Raw genomic sequence first — 17,435 nt, forward strand, 5'->3', positions numbered from 1 at the left:
ACCCTTAGTAGTCTAAATATTAGACTGGTATGGCTTGGCGTACTTCAACTGGTTCACCAGTCAAACTAAAAGGACGAACTTCGGTAATTTTTACCTTTACTAATTGCCCTTTAAGCTCATTGATATCGCCAGTGAAGAAGGTCAGACGATTACCGCCTGTGCGTCCCATCACCTGAGTTGGATCTTTGGGGTTTTGGTCTTCTACCAAGACTTTTTCGATGCGTCCAAAGTAACGTTGCGATCGCTGTGCTACTTTGACGTTTACTAGATGATTTAATCTTTGTAAGCGATCGCTTTTTACTTCTTCACTCAACTGATTTGTCCACAAAGCAGCGGGTGTACCTGGACGGGGCGAATATGCTGCGGTATTCAACATGTCAAAGCCAATATCGTCCACCAATTTCAGGGTATTTTCAAACTGTGCTTCTGTTTCTCCAGGGAAACCCGCGATCGCATCGGCACTAATTGACGCATCTGGCATATACTGCCGAATAGTATCGATGATCCGGCGATACTTCTCATGGGTATAACCCCGGGCCATTGCTTTCAAAAGTTCGTTATCTCCAGATTGGAAGGGAATGTGAAAGTGTTCGCACACCTTGGGCAACTCGGCACAAGCCCGAATTAGCCTCTCCGTGAAATAACGAGGGTGACTAGTAGCGAATCTTAGCCGTTCAATTCCTGGTACATCATGGACATAATAAAGTAAATCTGTAAAATTGTGCAGATGTCTACCTTCGGCTGTGGCACCGGGTAAATCTCTACCGTAAGCGTCAATATTTTGACCAAGTAGAGTTACTTCTTTGTAACCTTGCTGTCCTAGTTCTACCATTTCGGCGCGAATGGCTTCTGGTGTGCGCGATTGTTCTACTCCACGCACATTAGGCACTACGCAGTAAGTGCAGCGCTCGTTACAACCATAAATCACATTTACCCAAGCGGTTACTTTACTATCCCGTCGTGGTTTGGTGATATCTTCGATGATGTGAACTTGCTCGGTTGCCACAACTTGATTACCAGCAAACACTGACTCCAGTAAATCTTTGAGACGGTTGGCGTGTTGTGGCCCCATTACTAAGTCTAATTCTGGGACTCGCCGCAACAGTGTTTCACCTTCCTGCTGGGCAACGCAACCAGCAACAATAAGAGTTAAATCGGTTTGCTCGTGCTTGCGCTTTGCTTGTCTACCTAGGTAAGAATAGACCTTTTGCTCGGCATTATCCCGAATTGTGCAGGTATTGTAGAGAATCAAATCTGCATTATTTGGATCTTCTGACCATTCAAAGCCCATGTCTTCCAAAACGCCAGCCATGCGCTCTGAGTCAGCTTTATTCATCTGGCAACCGAAAGTAGTAATGTGGTAGCGGCGTTTAGAAGTGGTCATGGGCAATTATGCTTAATTAGCGTAATGTATATAAGCTTTATTTGTCTTCACTCTATTAAGAGTTGGGTGATTTTAACAACCCCCTCAACTCTTAAAATCCTTAAGAGCGCTCTTGTGGGTTCCTATCAATGATAATTTTAATCATTGGGAACCCTAAAAAATCAAAGTTTATGAACGCAGCCGACGATAAAACAATTGTTCGCGAGTATTTCAACTCCACAGGGTTTGACCGTTGGAGGCGGATATACGGTGATGGCGAAGTCAACAAAGTCCAACTAGACATTCGTAATGGACATCAGCAAACTGTGGATACAGTTCTTGGCTGGTTGAAAGCTGATAATAATTTAGCAGAGCTATCAATCGGTGATGCAGGGTGTGGTGTAGGTAGCCTCAGCATCCCTTTGGCGGCAGAAGGTGCTAAAGTCTATGCTAGCGATATTTCTGAAAAAATGGTGACAGAAGCCAAGGATAGAGCTTTAGAAACCTTGAAAAACGCTGAAAATCCTACCTTTGCCGTGCAGGATTTGGAATCGTTAAATGGTAGTTACCACACTGTTATTTGCTTGGATGTTCTCATCCACTATCCCCAAGAAAAAGCAGATGAGATGATTTCTCACCTCTGTTCTTTGGCGCAGTCGCGGATAATTCTCAGTTTTGCACCAAAGACTTTCGCTCTAAGTATACTCAAGAAAATTGGTAGTTTCTTTCCTGGAGCAAGTAAAGCTACTCGTGCATATCTGCACCGTGAGGCTGATGTGGTGAAAATCCTAGAAAGTAACGGTTTTGCAGTCCAAAGAAAGTCAATGACTAAAACTCGCTTCTATTTTTCCCGTTTACTAGAAGCTACATGTAAATGAGTGTAAAATCGCGGCAAGATAAATACTAGAGTTTTGCTGCGATTTGAAAATTTTAAGACTCAACATTGCTAGATATTACAGTTGACTCTAAATTCTGCGATCGCTCTTGACGATCGCTCTGCTTTGCAGAATAAATAATGATCATAAAAGAAGCGATCGCAGCTACTCCTAAGAGAATAATTCCAGCCACTAACCAGATTTCACGTTTAGTCAGATAAATTTTATTCTTTGCCGTTTTGACAGAGGATACATCATGATTAAAACTTGGAGGATGGTAATTTAAATCCTGGCTCTGAATCAGAGTACTTTGCTTTGGATTTAGTGGTTCATTTCTGACTTGATGATTCAAATCCTGGCTCTGAATTAGAGTATTTTGCTTTGGATTTAATGGTTCATTTCTGACTTCTTTGCTAATTGGAGGTATTTGATGAGGCGTTTTGTTGGTAGTATCAATCTCTTGCTGATTTAGTTTCTCTAATTCTTTGATTTCTTCCCATAACGGGTGACGTTGCAGTATCCAACGCCGGACTAATTCTATTCTTACTCTATTGCCTTGCTCGTTTAAAAAACCCTTATAGGTTAGTTCTCCAGCTAGTTTTTCCAACACATATCTTGACAACACATCAGAGCCTTGTAGTAGCAATAATGGGTTTTCCTTTAGCTCTTGATCTTTCTTTTTAGCAGCTATTTTTTGCGCCTCTGCTATTGTAGAAAACACTACTTTCTCTAGTACAGATAAAGCGTCCCAGTACCAAGCAAAACCAGCTTCTCCAACTTCAATAGCCCTATCTACAATAATTTCTACATCTTCTTCAGTTACTTGCCATTTTTCAAGTTCCCGTGCTCTACTAAAAATCGCAAAACATAAAACTTGAATAAAGTATGGATGTCCTGCGGATAAGTCAAGAATTGCTTGTATAGCTTTTGGTTCGTACTTTAGAGAAGCCGCAGCAGGTTTCACAATCAACTGCTTAATGCTTTCGTCATCTAGTAATCCAACTTCTGCAATGGGTACATCCTGAAATATTTCTATTAAATTTGATAAATCTGCTGATTTTCTACCAGCAAATATAATCACGAATAATCTTTTGTTTTGAGCAACAGTATTTTTTAGCTGCTTGAATAATGATTCTAATGTTGCGCCTATATTTGTATCATTAAAAGCATCAAATTCATCTAATAACAATACTAAATTAGTAGCTTTTAAGTTTTCATAAATTTGATTGAGAAACTTATTAGAAAAAATATCTTTTTGTTCTTGTATTTGTTGTCCTCTTGGTATTGTTACTTTGTTTGGAGCGATTTCTAATTGCTCAATTACAGTTTCTGCTAAACTTTCTAACAGATACTCAATCTTTTCTTGTCTATAATGCTCTAAATCAAAGGTCACAAAAGCAAATTTATCTAGTTGAACGAATTTAGGAATATTTTGAAGAAGAGATGACTTACCAATACGTCTTTGACCATGTACTAATATGACTTTCTCGCCTCGTTTCAGATTTTCTTCAATAAACGATAATTCCTCCTGTCGCCCAAAAAATAGTTCCGGTTCACTAATAGGACGACCAATGATATAAGGATTTCTCTGAGACGGTAATGGTATCATAATACGTTTTACCCACAAACTAAATTATGACTCATGGTAGTTGACTAGTTCAATTGCTATTGTTGAGTTTTTAATCTTGTATACTTGCGGAATGATGTTGATGGTTTGCTCAGATGGTCATTTCCCCTGTTCTTGCGTTTTGGTGACGCGCAGGATGTTTACCTCACAATCATTATCTTGAAATTGTGTAACGCCGAGTTTTTACAGAGAATAAGTATATTAAAATATTACATGATTGCTGAGATATATTGTACGCGCTGAATAACTCTGCTTCTTCAAGGTGCTAGAGTTGGCGAAAAAGTACGATATAACAGCTAAAAATCCCAAATTAAGATACTGGAACCTTTGCGAAAGTAAAGTTAGAATCGCTAGCAAAGTTAAAATCTGAAGTGGAAATATGAAGACTGCTGAAAAATTGGCCGCAGGTTGGCTGCTCACACTCGGATTCATGTTTGTAACGCTATCAGTCTCCGCGGTACTAGAAAAAAATGCTACAAACAACGTAAGCGTATATCCCAAAGATGAGTATGATTTTCCAGCACCAAATCCTACTTACGAAGATGATAATACTGCCGTTGGCGGTCTTGTTTTTGGTGTACCTACCTTAATATTGGGGGGATGGTTAGCATTAGGATTGTACAGTCAAAGTCGGCAACAGAAAAAGGCACTGAATCAACAAGCGAGCGATCGCCTGCAATCGGTTTTTTATGAGATGTTGGAAGAAAATAATGGGCGTATGACTGTATTAGGCTTTGCCATGCAATCACAACTGCCAGCAGCCGACGCCAGACAATATCTAGATAAGAAAGCTAAAGAATTCAATGCTAATTTTAAGGTGAGTGAAGAAGGGGCTGTATTATATCATTTTGAAATCTAACTTTCAATTCAATCAAGGGATTTCTACTTCATCTCTGTCAAATACAACAATTTACGGCTAGGTTTAATGACGCAGATTTTTTTGAGCGTAGCTGCTGTTTTAGGCGGTTTGTCTGTTGCTGCTGGTGCTTTTGCTTCTCATGCCTTACGGGAAAAAATTAGTGCGCGCTCGCTGGAAATTTTTGAAACAGGCGCTCGCTACCAAATGTATCATGCTCTGGCACTTTTGCTAGTAGCCTTACTAATTAGTCGCATTGAGTCACCTCCACCCACCCTAATCGCCAGTGGATGGCTGTTTATTATTGGCATCGCTATTTTTTCAGGAAGCTTGTACGTTCTTAGCTTAAGTGGTATTAAATCCTTGGGAGCGATCGCACCATTAGGCGGTGCAGCCTTCCTTGCAGGTTGGGGTGCTTTAGCTTTTGCCGCTTGGAATTTAAAGTTGTAATTTTACAAAGAAACTGAGCACTAAATAGAGATGCATTTACGAAGTCTGCGATCGCAAACTTTAGCATTACGCTTAGTTTGAGTTTTTTCAAAAATCAAATTTGTTGATGATTCTTCTAATAGTGTGGATGCTTCCACTACCTTTACAAGTTGGATGGTGGGAGTTCACTTGAAAGATTTATTCAAGTCAGGAAACAATGCAGGTATTATTTTTGGTCAGCCACTTTACCGTACTGATGCTAGTGGTTCTGCTCAACTTGGTGAAAATCGAGCTACTCCTTACCATTTAGAGGCTTATTATCGCGTTAAATTGAATGATTATATCAGTATCACCCCTGGTGCGTTTATTTTGTTTAACCCAGAGGGTAATAGCACAAACGATACAACAACTGTAGGTGTACTTCGTACTACTTTTACGTTTTAACGAAAAGGGGATTAGGTTTGTGAAACTATTGAGGCAATAGTACCAACTTCATCTAACTTACGAGTGAAGTTTTACCAATTGAGCGTAGCTAGCATCAAATGAACATAAAGCAGAGAACCCACTACCTTTAGTCTCCAACTCATTTTTGAGGGTTTATTTATGGGTTGATTGATTGTTTATCCGGTAATGGTTCCCGGTTAATTGAGTGTTGGTGGCTATGGGGAAGGAGGCGATCGCTTACTTGACTTAAATCAATTTAAGGAAGAATCTCAATATGATGACGATGCCACTTTCTACGCGATGCATTGCAGAATTCATTGGGACATTTGTGCTAGTACTCGGTGGATGCGGTAGTGCGGTTTTTGCAGCAGCATTTCCTGATGCAAAGGCTAATGAACTGGGGATTGGTTTTGTAGGTGTTGCTTTAGCATTTGGTTTAACAGTGCTCACTATGGCCTACGCAATTGCTCATATTTCAGGTTGTCATCTTAACCCGGCTGTATCATTTGGACTTTGGTCAGGAAACCGTTTTCCCAGTTCTGATTTACTTCCGTATATCATTTCTCAGGTATTAGGAGCAATAGTAGCCGCAGGACTAGTTTATTTAATTGCTAGTGGTAAATCAGGATTTGTACTTTCTGGTTCCAATCCACTAGCGACAAATGGTTTTGGTGTACATTCTCCCGGTGGTTATTCACTCGCTGCCTGTTTTGTTACAGAGGTTGTACTTACCTTCATTTTTTTAATTGTGATTTTAGGTGCAACTGATGGTCGTGCTCCTAAAGGTTTTGCACCTATTGCCATTGGTCTGGCACTGACACTTATTCACTTAATCAGTATTCCGATAACTAATACATCGGTTAATCCTGCTCGTAGTACTGGCCCCGCACTTTTCGCTGGTGTAGAATTGTTTGGGCAACTATGGATGTTTTGGGTAGCTCCAATTTTAGGTGCAATATTGGCAGGTATGTTCTATTCCAAAGTATTAGGTGAATCAGGATCGCAAGTTGTGGGTGACGTTCAACCGAGATAGGGTTTTGAGGGGAATAGTACTAAGTTAAAATACGTTATTAATTGGGGTCGGAAATCAAATTTTTGATAACTTAAGACAATGATTTTGTCTGAGGCGAATTCTGAACCCCTTTTATGGCAATGTGTAGTTAGTAGGATAAGCGATCGCTCATCAAAATACCAAGCATCAACTTCCAGTCGCTGCCGAATAATTCACTTTAAAACTTCAACTTCGTGAGCGATGCTTGTAGGTTTGGGAATAGCCAAACCATCTTCAAGCATCCCTTCTATATGAAATTCAATAGCTTCTGCAATCATCTGCTTGACTTCTTCTATGGTTTTACCTGTAGCCACACAACCTGGTAAATCAGGAACATAAGCAGAGTAATTGCCATCTGCCTTTTCAATCACCACTGTGTACTGCATTACTATTCTCCTTACAACTGTGCTTGTCTCCAAATACTACTTAAAGTACCAGGTGCTAAATCATCAGACAATTTACCTGGAACTGTAACCACGCCGGGTTTATCGAAATGTTTGAACTGCCTATGACTACCTTTCGTTCTATCAAGACACCAACCATCGGCTTCTAGTCGCTTAATAACTTCGCGTACTTTCATCTTACTGCTTATCTGTACAGGAACAATTTATGTTACAGATATAGTGCCTTTTTGAATGAGGAAAGTAAACGATATGATGTCGTAATTTTGTCCGTCATTTCATTGGTAAGCTTCAATATTGATACACAAGGTATCAATCAACCAATAGGGCGATTTCCAGGATTCACCGCATGAATATACTCACTACCCGATCGCGGTCTTCCTCGTTTATAATAAGCTTCTTCTGGTTTGCCCCATCCTAACTGCAAAATCATTTCCAAAAAGCTAGAGTTTTCCCATTTCCATAAACTTGCCCATTCTGTTCTTTGAGCCATTCTATCTATATCAATTGTGATAATTTGTTGGTATTGTTTGCTATTATTAAAACTCAAATATAACTCCATCCCTTCAGTAACTTCATACCAAAATTCTAAAATAGAATTTTTTGCAGATTTCAATATTTCTAAGTCATTAGTTAGTGCAATTAATTCCGTGTCCACTTCTGGATACAGCAAGTTTTTACCTTTGACTTTCACCTCTTTCCAAACGATACCTGAAACTTGATATTTTCTCTGGTATTCGTGAATGGCAGCTTTGAAATCTTGATAGGCAGTAAACTGTTGTAGCCCATCAGTTCTGATAAATTGGTCAATTACGGGATTACCAGAGATTGGGACTTCTAATTTCAAGCGTTTTCCTTTAAGGCAAGCTTGGCGTTCAGCTGCCAGAATTTGGATTAGCTCCTCGGTAGTGTAAAGCTTTGACATCAGAACATACTCTATTAGTCATTAGTAATTAGTCATCAGTCATTAGTTATTTGCTATAGACTATGAACTAGGGATTAACTCCTAACTTGTTGTCAGATGGTAGATATTTCAGGCAGGTATTTAAATATTATCCCTTGCCATAATGGCGAATGCAGTAACAGATAGCACGAAAAATTAGGGCAGACCAATTTAGCCTACCCTAAAAGTTATTTAGCTAACTCACTACTGAACTCGTTGAAAGCACGCCGTTTTAACTGCGTTGTTTCGGTGCGAGGTAATAAATCAAACACTTGCCGAAGGCTATCGTCTATTTCTTCATAAGGCACTTGACCTTTCTTATTCAAAACTACCTCACCTGACTTATTAAACACTACGACTTGAGGAATACCCCCTGAATAGTAATATCCTGGTTCTGTAGGGTCATAAGTTTTTTTGAATGGGATAGTATCTACATTGAGCGGGATAATTTCTGCTACTCGACCATAGAATTCCTGTATCCGTGAAATGGAAATAGCGTATCTTTTGCAATCGCTGCTGTCATCCACATAGAACGCTAATACTGTGGGTTTATGTTCTGCTAAAGACTGTGCCAAGGTTTGTCTGGGAGGAACTAGTGAGCCATTGCCAGCATAAACTACAAAAATGTTGCCGTCATACAAATCATTATCGATACCAGCATACGCAGGTTGTATACCTATAATGAATAGGCAACTGAGCAACAGCAAGCATTTAGACACAAACCGCTGCCAGTCAGTAATTTTGTTATGTAAAAAAAGAAACTTTATGCTATTCATCAAAGAGAACCTTGCAAGCTACTATTTGTCGTAAGTTTGTGCTGAATTCGGCAAACTGGGCTGGATATATAATTGCGCCCACGCACTATTTTTTAAGATAACGCCTACTGAGATTATCTCTTGCAAGCGGCTGATATTACCGTCCAAGATTCTTTGCAGAGTGATATTATGGCTGGCTTTTTAAGCCAGGATTCGCTAAACTCACAGGATCAAATTTAAAACTAAAGACTATCAGTTAGTAATCGCCAGAAGATTAGGGTACGGATGTGGGAAAAAAAATACAACTCATAGATAGACTGCGACTTGGTTTAGCGGTGTCAGTGGCAAAAAGCGTGACGTTTTTAGTGCGATTTCTTCGACGGGCTGCGCCTACGCTGCGTCTAGGTGCTGCTAGTGTATTACCAGGCTCAATTGCTCGTCGTATCGAACCCCGATTATTGCAACTATTAAGTCAGCAAGCAAAAAACGGGGTGATTTTGATTGCTGGTACTAATGGCAAAACTACCACAGCGCTACTTTTATGCACAATCCTAGAACGCAAAGGCTACCGCATCGCTCATAACTCTACAGGTGCAAATCTGGAAAATGGCTTGATGACAGCACTTATAGAGAACACCAACTTAGTGGGTACGCTAGATGTTGATTATGCCATTTTGGAAGTGGATGAAAATATTGTACCGAAGGTATTGACACCACTCCAACCTCGAATTATCCTTTGTTTAAATTTGTTCCGCGACCAACTCGATAGATACGGGGAAGTAGACACAATCAGCAAGCGTTGGACAAAGGTAATCTCCACCTTACCAGCAGAAACAGTGGTAATTCCCAATGCTGACGACCCAACTTTATCTTATTTCGGTCAGCAGTTACCCCAACGGGTGTTATTTTTTGGCTTGAATGAACCACAACACTATCTAGAAGCAATTCCTCACGCCGTTGATTCTATCTATTGTCCTAGATGTGGACACTCCCTAGATTATCAAGGTGTTTACTTGTCTCACTTGGGAGATTTTACCTGTCCTAGCTGCGGCTTTAGTAAAAGTCAACCGACTCTAGAAAGCAGCGAATGGCAACAGATTCTTGTTGGTTTGTACAACAAATATAATACTTTAGCTGCTGCTACTGCGGCTATTGAGTTAGGAGTTGATGAAGGGACAATTAGAGATACTATTAACAATTTCCAAGCTGCTTTTGGTCGTGCTGAAGATTTGGTAATAAACGGTAAACGGGTACGGATTCTATTATCCAAAAATCCCGTCGGGACCAATGAAACAATTCGCGTAGTGACTCAAAGTACTGACAAAACCACGCTGCTAGTGTTGAACGATCGCACGCCCGATGGTACTGATGTATCCTGGATTTGGGATGTTGATACAGAGAAATTAGTAGAACGGGGAGGGACTTTAGTAGTGAGTGGCGATCGCGTCTATGATATGGCACTACGTCTGCGCTATAGTGAAAAGTCCGCTCAGAGTAACTTAAATTTGATTGTCGAAGAAAATTTAAAGCGGGCGATCGCTACTGCATTAGAGCATACACCAGAGAATGAGACTTTACACATTCTCCCTACTTATTCAGCCATGCTAGAAGTGCGAGAAGTACTAACTGGTCGTAAAATTCTCTAAGTTAGGGATTGGGCATTGGGCATTGGGCATTGGGAAAGAATTATTTTTTTGGTTCCCAGTCCCCAGTCTTATTGCAATTTAACTGCTGCACGCTGTATTGGTAAAACCTCTTCTAAACTCATTTCGTGGTCAGCGGTAATATGACTATTACAACAAATAGTGCTAAAGAAAAGTTGCTGACCAACTAGTTTAGAAAAATGTTTTTCTAGAAGTAACCGCGATGTAATATCACCTAATAAATCGGCTAGGTCTTTTGTTAATTGATCTTTGTCATCACGGTGAACCATTCTATATTTGAAATTGGATTCACCAATTAAATCTTTTACTGCCAAGTCAAACTTGTTTTCCTTCCCCTGAACATAAGCAAAAGATTGTTCCTCTAAAAACTTCCAAGCCTCTGGAAAAATCTCACGAATTTTTTCTAGATGATTCTCAGTCTGGTAGACCAAAGTAGCAGTTTTACAATCCATACGGCAATTTATTAGGTTATTAGATAAACTTTACAACTCTGTAATATTACGGCTAAATAGGAAGCTTTGAACTAATAACGAAATATTTATTCAAATTGGTCAACTAGTATTTTGAGAGTATTTCAATACTATTACCAAAAAACTGTTACATAAAATACTGAAACAAATTATTTTTGTAGTTAATTAAATCTGTAACATAGACCCAAGCAAAGGTAAAAGCATTGCTAAAACGGTTAAGCATCAAATCTTGATTTCTATTTTTCATCAAGATTTCTTGACGAGATGAACTAATTACATGAATAATCAAGGTAAGATTTATACCTATTCGTTTGACTAGTTGGTGACACACTTTTTTGTACCAGCGAATTACGCAACCGAGAGTAGATTACCATACACACCGGATTATCGAAGCATAGAAAGAAAAAGTTATGAGTTATCAGTTATGAGTGAGGAGTTATGAGTTCTCAACAGTTAGAATTAACAATCGGTTGGCTGTATCCAACCTTAATGAGTACTTATGGCGATCGCGGCAATGTTATTACTATAGAACGTCGTGCCCAGTGGCGCGGATACACCGTTAAAGTATTACCTCTAGATCAAAACGCCACAGCCGCAGATATTAAAACTGTAGACGTAATAGTTGGCGGTGGCGCACAAGATCGCCAGCAGGAAATTGTCATGCGTGATTTGCAGGGTGCAAAAGCTGACGCCATGCGCGATCAAATTGAAAATGGTACACCAGGAGTGTTCACCTGTGGTTCACCCCAATTACTAGGACATTATTATGAACCAGCATTTGGACAGCGTATTGAAGGTTTGGGGATACTCGATTTAGTTTCAATTCATCCTGGTGAAAATACTAAGCGCTGTATTGGCAATTTAGTAATTGAAGTTACAGCCACACGTTTAGCGCAGGATTTAGGAGAAATGACGGGTAGCATACCTTATTTAGTTGGTTTTGAAAATCATGGCGGACGCACCAAACTAGGAAAGGTGGAAGCTTTGGGAAGAGTAGTATACGGCTTAGGCAATAATGGCGAAGATGGGACAGAAGGAGCATTTTATCAGAATGCGATCGCTACTTATTCTCACGGGCCCTTGTTACCAAAAAATCCCTTTGTCGCTGATTGGTTAATTCAAACAGCATTGCGACTAAAGTATCAGGAGGCGATCGCACTGCGACCGTTAAATGATACCTTGGCTATGCAAGCACGGGAAGCAATGTTTAAGCGGTTGAAAGTCAGTATGCGTATGCCAACTCCTGCTACTAGTCAGTCAAATTAGATTTGATAGGTTCGTAGTTTGCGCTTTAGCGCTAAAGCACAAACTACAAACTTGATCAGCTTGAAAATTTCAAAAATCGCGTTGCTAAACAAAAAAATGATGCTGAATGTGATATTAGCTTTTTCATTATTTCTCTTTTTCCTGTAGAAGCGATCGCCAATCTGCAATTGCTTGTTCTGTCCATAACCAATTGCTACTCAGTTTATTTATCTGAAAATTTATGGGATCATCCTTAAGCACCATTTGGCTTTGTTTTATCGCTTCATTAATATACTGTGCTTGTTTATTAGCAGGTTGATTAGGCGCAGATTTATACAGCCCAATGGCTAAACCAGCATAAGAAGTTAAGGCATCCCGAGGTAATGCTCCTTTGAATAATATAGCAGCGTTAGAGGGAGTGTTCTGCTGTTTGAGAGCTAAATTCAAAGCCTTGAACCAAGAGTCATTAGCTCGATTCAGATTGCCTTCTGCGTAGTAGGCAAATCCCAAAGCATTATTATATAAAAGCGATTCTGGTTGAGCTTTTGCAGCATTTTCCCAGTAACGGCGGGCATCATCGACACTATATTTATTATCTCCAGTTTGGATAAACTGCCACGCTAATCGCCCCTTAAAAAAGTTGACAGATGGATCACCTATTTGTTGATTGGGAACCAGCTTCAGAGCAGCTTCAGCCCCAGCAAGTGCGCCACGATTAAGTAATTCTTCTACAGCTAACAACCCAGCTTGTAAGTCGCCCTGGCTCAGTTTTTGAGTGGCGGTGGCGGTGACAATTCCAGTTGGGGCTGTATTTAAATCGATAATCGGCTGTTTTTGAATGGGTAGAGACTGAATCGATGGGATCTCAGGTAAAGTTGCTTGAGGTTGTTGTCTCAACCAATTGAAACCGATGATAGTGGCGATCGCACTCACGCCCACAATACCAACAATCGGCCACAGCTTGCGGCGTTGGGTACGACGTTTGCCTGAAATTGGTTGCTGCGATGCCTGCGGCGGGCTACGCCTACGCAAAAGATGGGGACTCTCCCAATCTCTTTCAAAATGCCCAGTCGTTGGTATCTCTGTAACTGGGTCTTCTCCCCATAATCTTGCTTCTTGAGCCTGGGAAGTTATTTCTTCTGAAACCCGCATTTCCTGAAGATTATTTTCTTGAATTTGTTGCACCAGTTCTGCATTCATAGAAGTTTTTTCAGGTGCAGCTTTTTGGTTATCTAGCTGGCGAAACAAATCCGAAACGATCGCAGAATCTTCTGCATAGCTGGGGTCATCATACTCAATTTCATCAACGAGATCGCCCCAGGTATCTTCACCTAGCCAATCCATCTCAGAATCGCGTGCTAAACCAGAAGGAATCATTTCCTCGATTACTAGTGGCACATCGGTATCATCTACCACAGCAGAGTACATTGAACTAGAAGTTGTCGTTAGAGGTGAATGATACTGGCTTAATGACTCTGGACTCTCAGATAAATAAATTTCCGGGCTAAGAAAACCATCAAATTCTGGCTGGAGATACAAAATGGGTAATGCCCAATACATCTGGTGAGAACCATAGGCAGAAATCAATCCTTGGCGTACGCGACTCACGCACAAATCCACAGGATATCCCTGACTCAAGTTACGGTAAAACAATTGTGTTAGCGTCACCGCCACTTCATCGGGAATGCGTTCTGACATCGCCAAAACACTCCGCAGCCCTCGTTTCACCAAACTTTCGGCGAGGTTACGTTCGCCCGTATCTCCAGAGGCATTGTGTGTAGCTGTATATGCCCCCAAGCAGGAGTTAAACACTGCCATTTGGATATTATTGTTGACGAGCAAGCCAGCCAGATCATCCCCGCTCAAAGTTTCCGTCAAACCAGTTCTCTTACTGACAAGATAAATTTCTCCGCCATTGGAACCTAAATTACTATGACCAGAGTAGTGCAGAACATGGTATCTTCCTTGTTCAAGCGCCTGCGTCAGTTCTTCCCGCCCTGGTTGGTCTAACAGAGTAAGTTCAATTTCTGGCAGATGATTGTTACTTTCAACAGATCGCAGTATTTGACGGTGAAGTTCAGCTTGCAGTTTGACAGCTTCTTGCTTAAGCAAGTCAAGACGGACTTGATCTGTGGGGGAAGCAATTACCATCAACACTTTCACGCCACCTTCTTCCAGTGGTGACGGGATATTTCTTGAGCGCAACCGAGATGCTCCTAAAATTCCACTTTGAAACCGCGAGAAAGCCACATAAGGCCCAGTAGCCAGAGGGCGATCGCCCGCGTGCATCACTTCCCAAGGCAGACGAGCTAACCTAGTGTCTTTTAATCCCAAACGCAAGCGTAATACTTGTTGGTGGTTCTGAGCAATACCTTGGGCAGTAATCCAACTATCTCTGAGAGTGCCTTGAAACAGCGCATTATAAAATTGTTGACCCAACGCCACTAAGTTTACAGAGTTTCTAGCGATGCCTTCGGCGGACTGCATCAACGCATCTCCCTGTAATACCGACTTCAAAGGGTCATTCATCAAATGTCCAGCAGCTGCTAACCAATCAGCTACCGGCCAAGTCACCAATTCTTCAGCCAATGGCACCCCAGGCGCGACCTGTTCCGTCCGCACCAAGTAGTCGTTTTGCCCTACTGGGGTTACGGAAATGTGAAATTCCTGGGTCACAGCTTCTGTTCGCCTCCTAAATCTGGTTTGAAACGCGAAAGTTTCAAGTCGATTTTTCACTCCCTCTGATAACTTTAGATGCACCCCGCCACTGAATGTTTCTGATTTCAACGGCTTTGCTTTTCTGCCTTTACAACTTTATCCGGATCGGATTGCTTACGCCTAGAACACTTGATTGGTAGATGCACCTTGATCTTCAACTCCCCTGGTTGGCTAACACCCACTGGGGGTTTTTTTAATTTTGGCAAACAACAGCAACCCTTTGATGCAGTTATTCTTGAGCAGAAAATTGTGCTTAACCCTAGAATACTTTACTGGTAGATGCACCTTGATCTTCAACTTCCCTAGTCAGTTAAGTAAGTGGACGTAATTACATGTCAGATAAAACCTTTGTTCGTAGTGAGGGATTTATCGCTCTGTATCTGTATAAGGTTTCAAAAGCCTAAAACCGTTTCTTACTACGAGCGTCCATTTAATTGAGCCATGCTAGTTACTATTCACTAGGTTTTTTTGCACACAACAACGAATCGATCTTTTAGTCAATTTCTCCGGAGGATGATGTTCAACCTGAGAACATTTAATTGGTAGATGCACCCTGATAACTAGCTCCCCTGGTTGGCTAACACCCACTGGGGGGTTTTTTATGTTGAGTAAGCAGCAACACCTCCCAACACACCAATTTTTTTACTAGAGCCTACTGGTTATTTAATTGGTAGGTATACCCTGATATCTATTCGTGTAAACTTAAGAGTAAAATCCTTACCCAATAGACTTTTTCCTCGTTCCTTGCCATAAGCGAAGAAGTGCAATTTGGGAAGTTATGCCAAACATTTATCGTACAAGAGGTATCAGCCCCCTAGATAGCATTCCTCGGCTCAACCTGGTAAATAGAAATAGAATGTAGCCCATAAGGAAGCTACAAGATTAAATTTACAACAGTGCCTGACCTGATAACTCACTCCTCTAGTTGGCTAACACCCATTGGAAGTTTTTTTGGTGAGCAAACATTAATAAAATCAATCTAGTTCACATCTTGCACCAGTCAAAAACTGGGTTTCTTACAATTCCTAAACCTGAAAACCTAGATTTTTCATACATAAATCCGGTTTCTCAGATTTTATTAAAAACGTTGCCAGATATCAAATATAACCAAATTTGTCCGGTGGATAGCAGTTAACTTTAGAAAATCTAATTCGTACATATACCCTGTTAATTCACCCCCATAGCTGGCTAACACCCACTGGGGGTTTTTCTGGTTAGGATCACCATCAAGGCTTAATTGTGACAATTTTATCCGGAAGGTAGTGCTTATCCTTAGAATATTTAACTGGTAGATGCACCCTGATAACTAACTCCCCTAGTAGGCTAACACCCATTGGGGGTTTTTCCGTTTGGCATCACAATCAACAGTTAATTGTGATATTTTTATCCGGAAGGTAGTGCTTATCCCCAGAATATTTAATTGGTAGATGCACCCTGATAACTAACTCCCCTAGTAGGCTAACACCCATTGGGGGTTTTTTTATTTTAAAAATTTCTCCGGAGGATGATGTTCAACCTGAGAACATTTAATTGGTAGATGCACCCTGATAACTCACTCCCCTGGTAGGCTAACACCCATTGGGGGTTTTTTTATTTTAAAAATTTCTCCGGAGGATGATGTTCAACCTGAGAACATTTAATTGGTAGATGCACCCTGATAACTCACTCCCCTAGTAGGTTAACACCCATTGGGGGTTTTTTTAGCTTGCATACCCTGGGACGATACTGTGGAGTGCGGCATTTTCCCTGTAACTAGTCTGTTATTGCTACTCTTATCGCCATTACTAGTAGACTTTGATTGTCTTGCTGTTATGTGCAAAGAGCGAAACCTACCCCCTCATTCCCTAAATCGCTTTCCTTATATTGTGAGCCAGAGATGTCAACCAAAAATGATCGCTGTGATATTTAATCACATTCTTAATTTTTTTTCTATATTTTGACGTTAAATTCTTTAACTTCCATTGTTTAGTCTTTCAGCAATATGCTGAGGTTCATAATCTATGCTAAAATATTTTGCCTAAAGCCAAGAGATTCACCAGTCCATGAATTTAGCTGTGATTAAGTTCTCCTCAGAAGAATGTGGTATCTGCCACAAAATGTCATTTTATGACAAAAAGGTAGCTGAGGAATTAGGTTTACAGTTTATCGATGTGAAAATGCAGGATACGGCTTCTTACCGCAAGTATCGCAAGATTTTACTAACTCAGTATCCTGATAAATCTGAAATGGGATGGCCTACTTACATCATCTGTGATTCTCCAGAAGCAGAATTTCAGATTGTGGGTGAGGTAAAAGGTGGTCATCCCAAAGGGGAGTTTAGAAGTCGTCTACAAGAAGTTCTGAATTCCACAGTTAGTCAGAACTAATCACCTCAAAGGTTTTGACTTCTAGGACAGGGCCAATCATGGCAATTGTCATGACATCTTCACGTACTTGTCCTTTAACTTTTGCTTTTTGTCCAGCTTTGAGTAAGTTTTTGTCAACACCTTTGAGGATTTCGTAGGTAACACCCTCGTCTGTGACTAACGCCCATGTGCCCATGCCAATATCACGGCGTTCAATTGTTCCTGTAACTGTAATGCTCATATTCTTAT

General features: G+C 40.7%; 18 protein-coding genes and 1 pseudogene. 8 read left to right on the forward strand and 11 right to left on the reverse strand.

Annotated elements, in window-relative coordinates:
• Positions 1–19 precede the first annotated feature (19 nt).
• On the reverse strand, positions 20–1,384 hold the full coding sequence (gene miaB, locus IQ246_RS09655; RefSeq protein WP_194002392.1) for a tRNA (N6-isopentenyl adenosine(37)-C2)-methylthiotransferase MiaB: 1,365 nt from the start codon (positions 1,382–1,384) through the stop codon (positions 20–22).
• A gap of 170 nt (positions 1,385–1,554) precedes the next feature.
• On the opposite strand from miaB, the gene bchM reads away from it, so the two are divergent.
• Complete coding sequence (gene bchM / locus IQ246_RS09660; RefSeq protein WP_194002394.1) at positions 1,555–2,241, forward strand: magnesium protoporphyrin IX methyltransferase; 687 nt, start codon at positions 1,555–1,557, stop codon at positions 2,239–2,241.
• A 52-nt stretch (positions 2,242–2,293) separates the two neighbouring features.
• On the opposite strand, the gene IQ246_RS09665 is transcribed toward bchM, so the two are convergent.
• Positions 2,294–3,847 (reverse strand): ATP-binding protein, encoded by a 1,554-nt coding sequence (locus tag IQ246_RS09665; protein ID WP_194002396.1) that lies wholly within the window; start codon positions 3,845–3,847, stop codon positions 2,294–2,296.
• A 397-nt stretch (positions 3,848–4,244) separates the two neighbouring features.
• On the opposite strand from IQ246_RS09665, the gene IQ246_RS09670 reads away from it, so the two are divergent.
• From IQ246_RS09670 to aqpZ, 4 genes and pseudogenes are all read left to right on the forward strand, one after another.
• Positions 4,245–4,724: a hypothetical protein gene (locus IQ246_RS09670; RefSeq protein WP_194002398.1), complete on the forward strand. Its 480-nt coding sequence runs from the start codon at positions 4,245–4,247 to the stop codon at positions 4,722–4,724.
• A 66-nt stretch (positions 4,725–4,790) separates the two neighbouring features.
• Entirely contained in the window at positions 4,791–5,171 is a 381-nt protein-coding gene (locus IQ246_RS09675) for a DUF423 domain-containing protein (protein WP_194002400.1), read from the forward strand.
• Positions 5,172–5,270: 99 nt separating this feature from the next.
• Positions 5,271–5,594: pseudogene (locus IQ246_RS09680) on the forward strand (carbohydrate porin); the annotation flags it as partial.
• 283 nt (positions 5,595–5,877) lie between these two features.
• On the forward strand, positions 5,878–6,627 hold the full coding sequence (aqpZ, locus tag IQ246_RS09685; RefSeq protein ID WP_194002466.1) for an aquaporin Z: 750 nt from the start codon (positions 5,878–5,880) through the stop codon (positions 6,625–6,627).
• Between the two features lie 191 nt (positions 6,628–6,818).
• On the opposite strand, the gene IQ246_RS09690 is transcribed toward aqpZ, so the two are convergent.
• From IQ246_RS09690 to IQ246_RS09705, 4 genes are all read right to left on the reverse strand, one after another.
• Positions 6,819–7,031: a type II toxin-antitoxin system HicB family antitoxin gene (locus tag IQ246_RS09690; protein ID WP_194002402.1), complete on the reverse strand. Its 213-nt coding sequence runs from the start codon at positions 7,029–7,031 to the stop codon at positions 6,819–6,821.
• Between the two features lie 11 nt (positions 7,032–7,042).
• The gene (locus IQ246_RS09695) at positions 7,043–7,225 is read right to left on the reverse strand and encodes a type II toxin-antitoxin system HicA family toxin (protein WP_194002404.1); all 183 of its coding nucleotides are present in this window, start codon (positions 7,223–7,225) and stop codon (positions 7,043–7,045) included.
• 137 nt (positions 7,226–7,362) lie between these two features.
• Complete coding sequence (locus tag IQ246_RS09700) at positions 7,363–7,971, reverse strand: hypothetical protein (protein ID WP_194002406.1); 609 nt, start codon at positions 7,969–7,971, stop codon at positions 7,363–7,365.
• Between the two features lie 206 nt (positions 7,972–8,177).
• On the reverse strand, positions 8,178–8,765 hold the full coding sequence (locus tag IQ246_RS09705) for a thylakoid membrane photosystem I accumulation factor (RefSeq protein WP_194002408.1): 588 nt from the start codon (positions 8,763–8,765) through the stop codon (positions 8,178–8,180).
• Between the two features lie 266 nt (positions 8,766–9,031).
• Here IQ246_RS09705 and IQ246_RS09710 point away from each other — a divergent pair, with 266 nt between their 5' ends.
• Entirely contained in the window at positions 9,032–10,390 is a 1,359-nt protein-coding gene (locus IQ246_RS09710) for a Mur ligase family protein (protein WP_194002410.1), read from the forward strand.
• Positions 10,391–10,458: 68 nt separating this feature from the next.
• On the opposite strand, the gene IQ246_RS09715 is transcribed toward IQ246_RS09710, so the two are convergent.
• The gene (locus IQ246_RS09715) at positions 10,459–10,860 is read right to left on the reverse strand and encodes a hypothetical protein (protein WP_194002412.1); all 402 of its coding nucleotides are present in this window, start codon (positions 10,858–10,860) and stop codon (positions 10,459–10,461) included.
• 145 nt (positions 10,861–11,005) lie between these two features.
• Positions 11,006–11,209 carry a hypothetical protein gene (locus tag IQ246_RS09720; RefSeq protein ID WP_194002414.1) on the reverse strand — a complete coding sequence of 68 codons (204 nt, stop codon included), beginning with the start codon at positions 11,207–11,209 and terminating at the stop codon, positions 11,006–11,008.
• Between the two features lie 107 nt (positions 11,210–11,316).
• On the opposite strand from IQ246_RS09720, the gene IQ246_RS09725 reads away from it, so the two are divergent.
• On the forward strand, positions 11,317–12,144 hold the full coding sequence (locus IQ246_RS09725; protein ID WP_194002416.1) for a type 1 glutamine amidotransferase: 828 nt from the start codon (positions 11,317–11,319) through the stop codon (positions 12,142–12,144).
• A gap of 126 nt (positions 12,145–12,270) precedes the next feature.
• Here the strand turns inward: IQ246_RS09725 and hetF are convergent, their stop codons facing one another.
• The gene (gene hetF / locus IQ246_RS09730; RefSeq protein WP_194002417.1) at positions 12,271–14,799 is read right to left on the reverse strand and encodes a cell division protein HetF; all 2,529 of its coding nucleotides are present in this window, start codon (positions 14,797–14,799) and stop codon (positions 12,271–12,273) included.
• Positions 14,800–15,919: 1,120 nt separating this feature from the next.
• A complete protein-coding gene (locus IQ246_RS09735) occupies positions 15,920–16,087 on the reverse strand; it encodes a hypothetical protein (protein WP_194002419.1) in 168 nt (55 codons plus the stop codon).
• 796 nt (positions 16,088–16,883) lie between these two features.
• On the opposite strand from IQ246_RS09735, the gene IQ246_RS09740 reads away from it, so the two are divergent.
• Positions 16,884–17,207: a thioredoxin family protein gene (locus tag IQ246_RS09740; protein ID WP_194002421.1), complete on the forward strand. Its 324-nt coding sequence runs from the start codon at positions 16,884–16,886 to the stop codon at positions 17,205–17,207.
• Here the strand turns inward: IQ246_RS09740 and IQ246_RS09745 are convergent.
• On the reverse strand, positions 17,194–17,427 hold the full coding sequence (locus IQ246_RS09745; protein ID WP_194002424.1) for a hypothetical protein: 234 nt from the start codon (positions 17,425–17,427) through the stop codon (positions 17,194–17,196). The two genes, IQ246_RS09740 and IQ246_RS09745, sit on opposite strands and share 14 nt — an antisense overlap.
• Between the last annotated feature and the right edge of the window lie 8 nt (positions 17,428–17,435).

This window comes from aff. Roholtiella sp. LEGE 12411 (genome assembly GCF_015206995.1).
Classification (GTDB): Bacteria; Cyanobacteriota; Cyanobacteriia; order Cyanobacteriales; family Nostocaceae; genus Komarekiella.

Excerpts from the sequence above, each read along its gene's own strand:
- miaB (WP_194002392.1), bottom strand. The coding sequence starts at position 1,384 with ATGACCACTTCTAAACGCCGCTACCACATTACTACTTTCGGTTGCCAG.
- IQ246_RS09670 (WP_194002398.1), top strand. The coding sequence starts at position 4,245 with ATGAAGACTGCTGAAAAATTGGCCGCAGGTTGGCTGCTCACACTCGGA.
- IQ246_RS09745 (WP_194002424.1), bottom strand. The coding sequence starts at position 17,427 with ATGAGCATTACAGTTACAGGAACAATTGAACGCCGTGATATTGGCATG.
- IQ246_RS09740 (WP_194002421.1), top strand. The coding sequence starts at position 16,884 with ATGAATTTAGCTGTGATTAAGTTCTCCTCAGAAGAATGTGGTATCTGC.
- IQ246_RS09695 (WP_194002404.1), bottom strand. The coding sequence starts at position 7,225 with ATGAAAGTACGCGAAGTTATTAAGCGACTAGAAGCCGATGGTTGGTGT.
- bchM (WP_194002394.1), top strand. The coding sequence starts at position 1,555 with ATGAACGCAGCCGACGATAAAACAATTGTTCGCGAGTATTTCAACTCC.
- IQ246_RS09700 (WP_194002406.1), bottom strand. The coding sequence starts at position 7,971 with ATGTCAAAGCTTTACACTACCGAGGAGCTAATCCAAATTCTGGCAGCT.
- IQ246_RS09675 (WP_194002400.1), top strand. The coding sequence starts at position 4,791 with ATGACGCAGATTTTTTTGAGCGTAGCTGCTGTTTTAGGCGGTTTGTCT.
- IQ246_RS09690 (WP_194002402.1), bottom strand. The coding sequence starts at position 7,031 with ATGCAGTACACAGTGGTGATTGAAAAGGCAGATGGCAATTACTCTGCT.
- IQ246_RS09725 (WP_194002416.1), top strand. The coding sequence starts at position 11,317 with ATGAGTTCTCAACAGTTAGAATTAACAATCGGTTGGCTGTATCCAACC.
- aqpZ (WP_194002466.1), top strand. The coding sequence starts at position 5,878 with ATGCCACTTTCTACGCGATGCATTGCAGAATTCATTGGGACATTTGTG.
- IQ246_RS09665 (WP_194002396.1), bottom strand. The coding sequence starts at position 3,847 with ATGATACCATTACCGTCTCAGAGAAATCCTTATATCATTGGTCGTCCT.
- IQ246_RS09705 (WP_194002408.1), bottom strand. The coding sequence starts at position 8,765 with ATGAATAGCATAAAGTTTCTTTTTTTACATAACAAAATTACTGACTGG.
- IQ246_RS09715 (WP_194002412.1), bottom strand. The coding sequence starts at position 10,860 with ATGGATTGTAAAACTGCTACTTTGGTCTACCAGACTGAGAATCATCTA.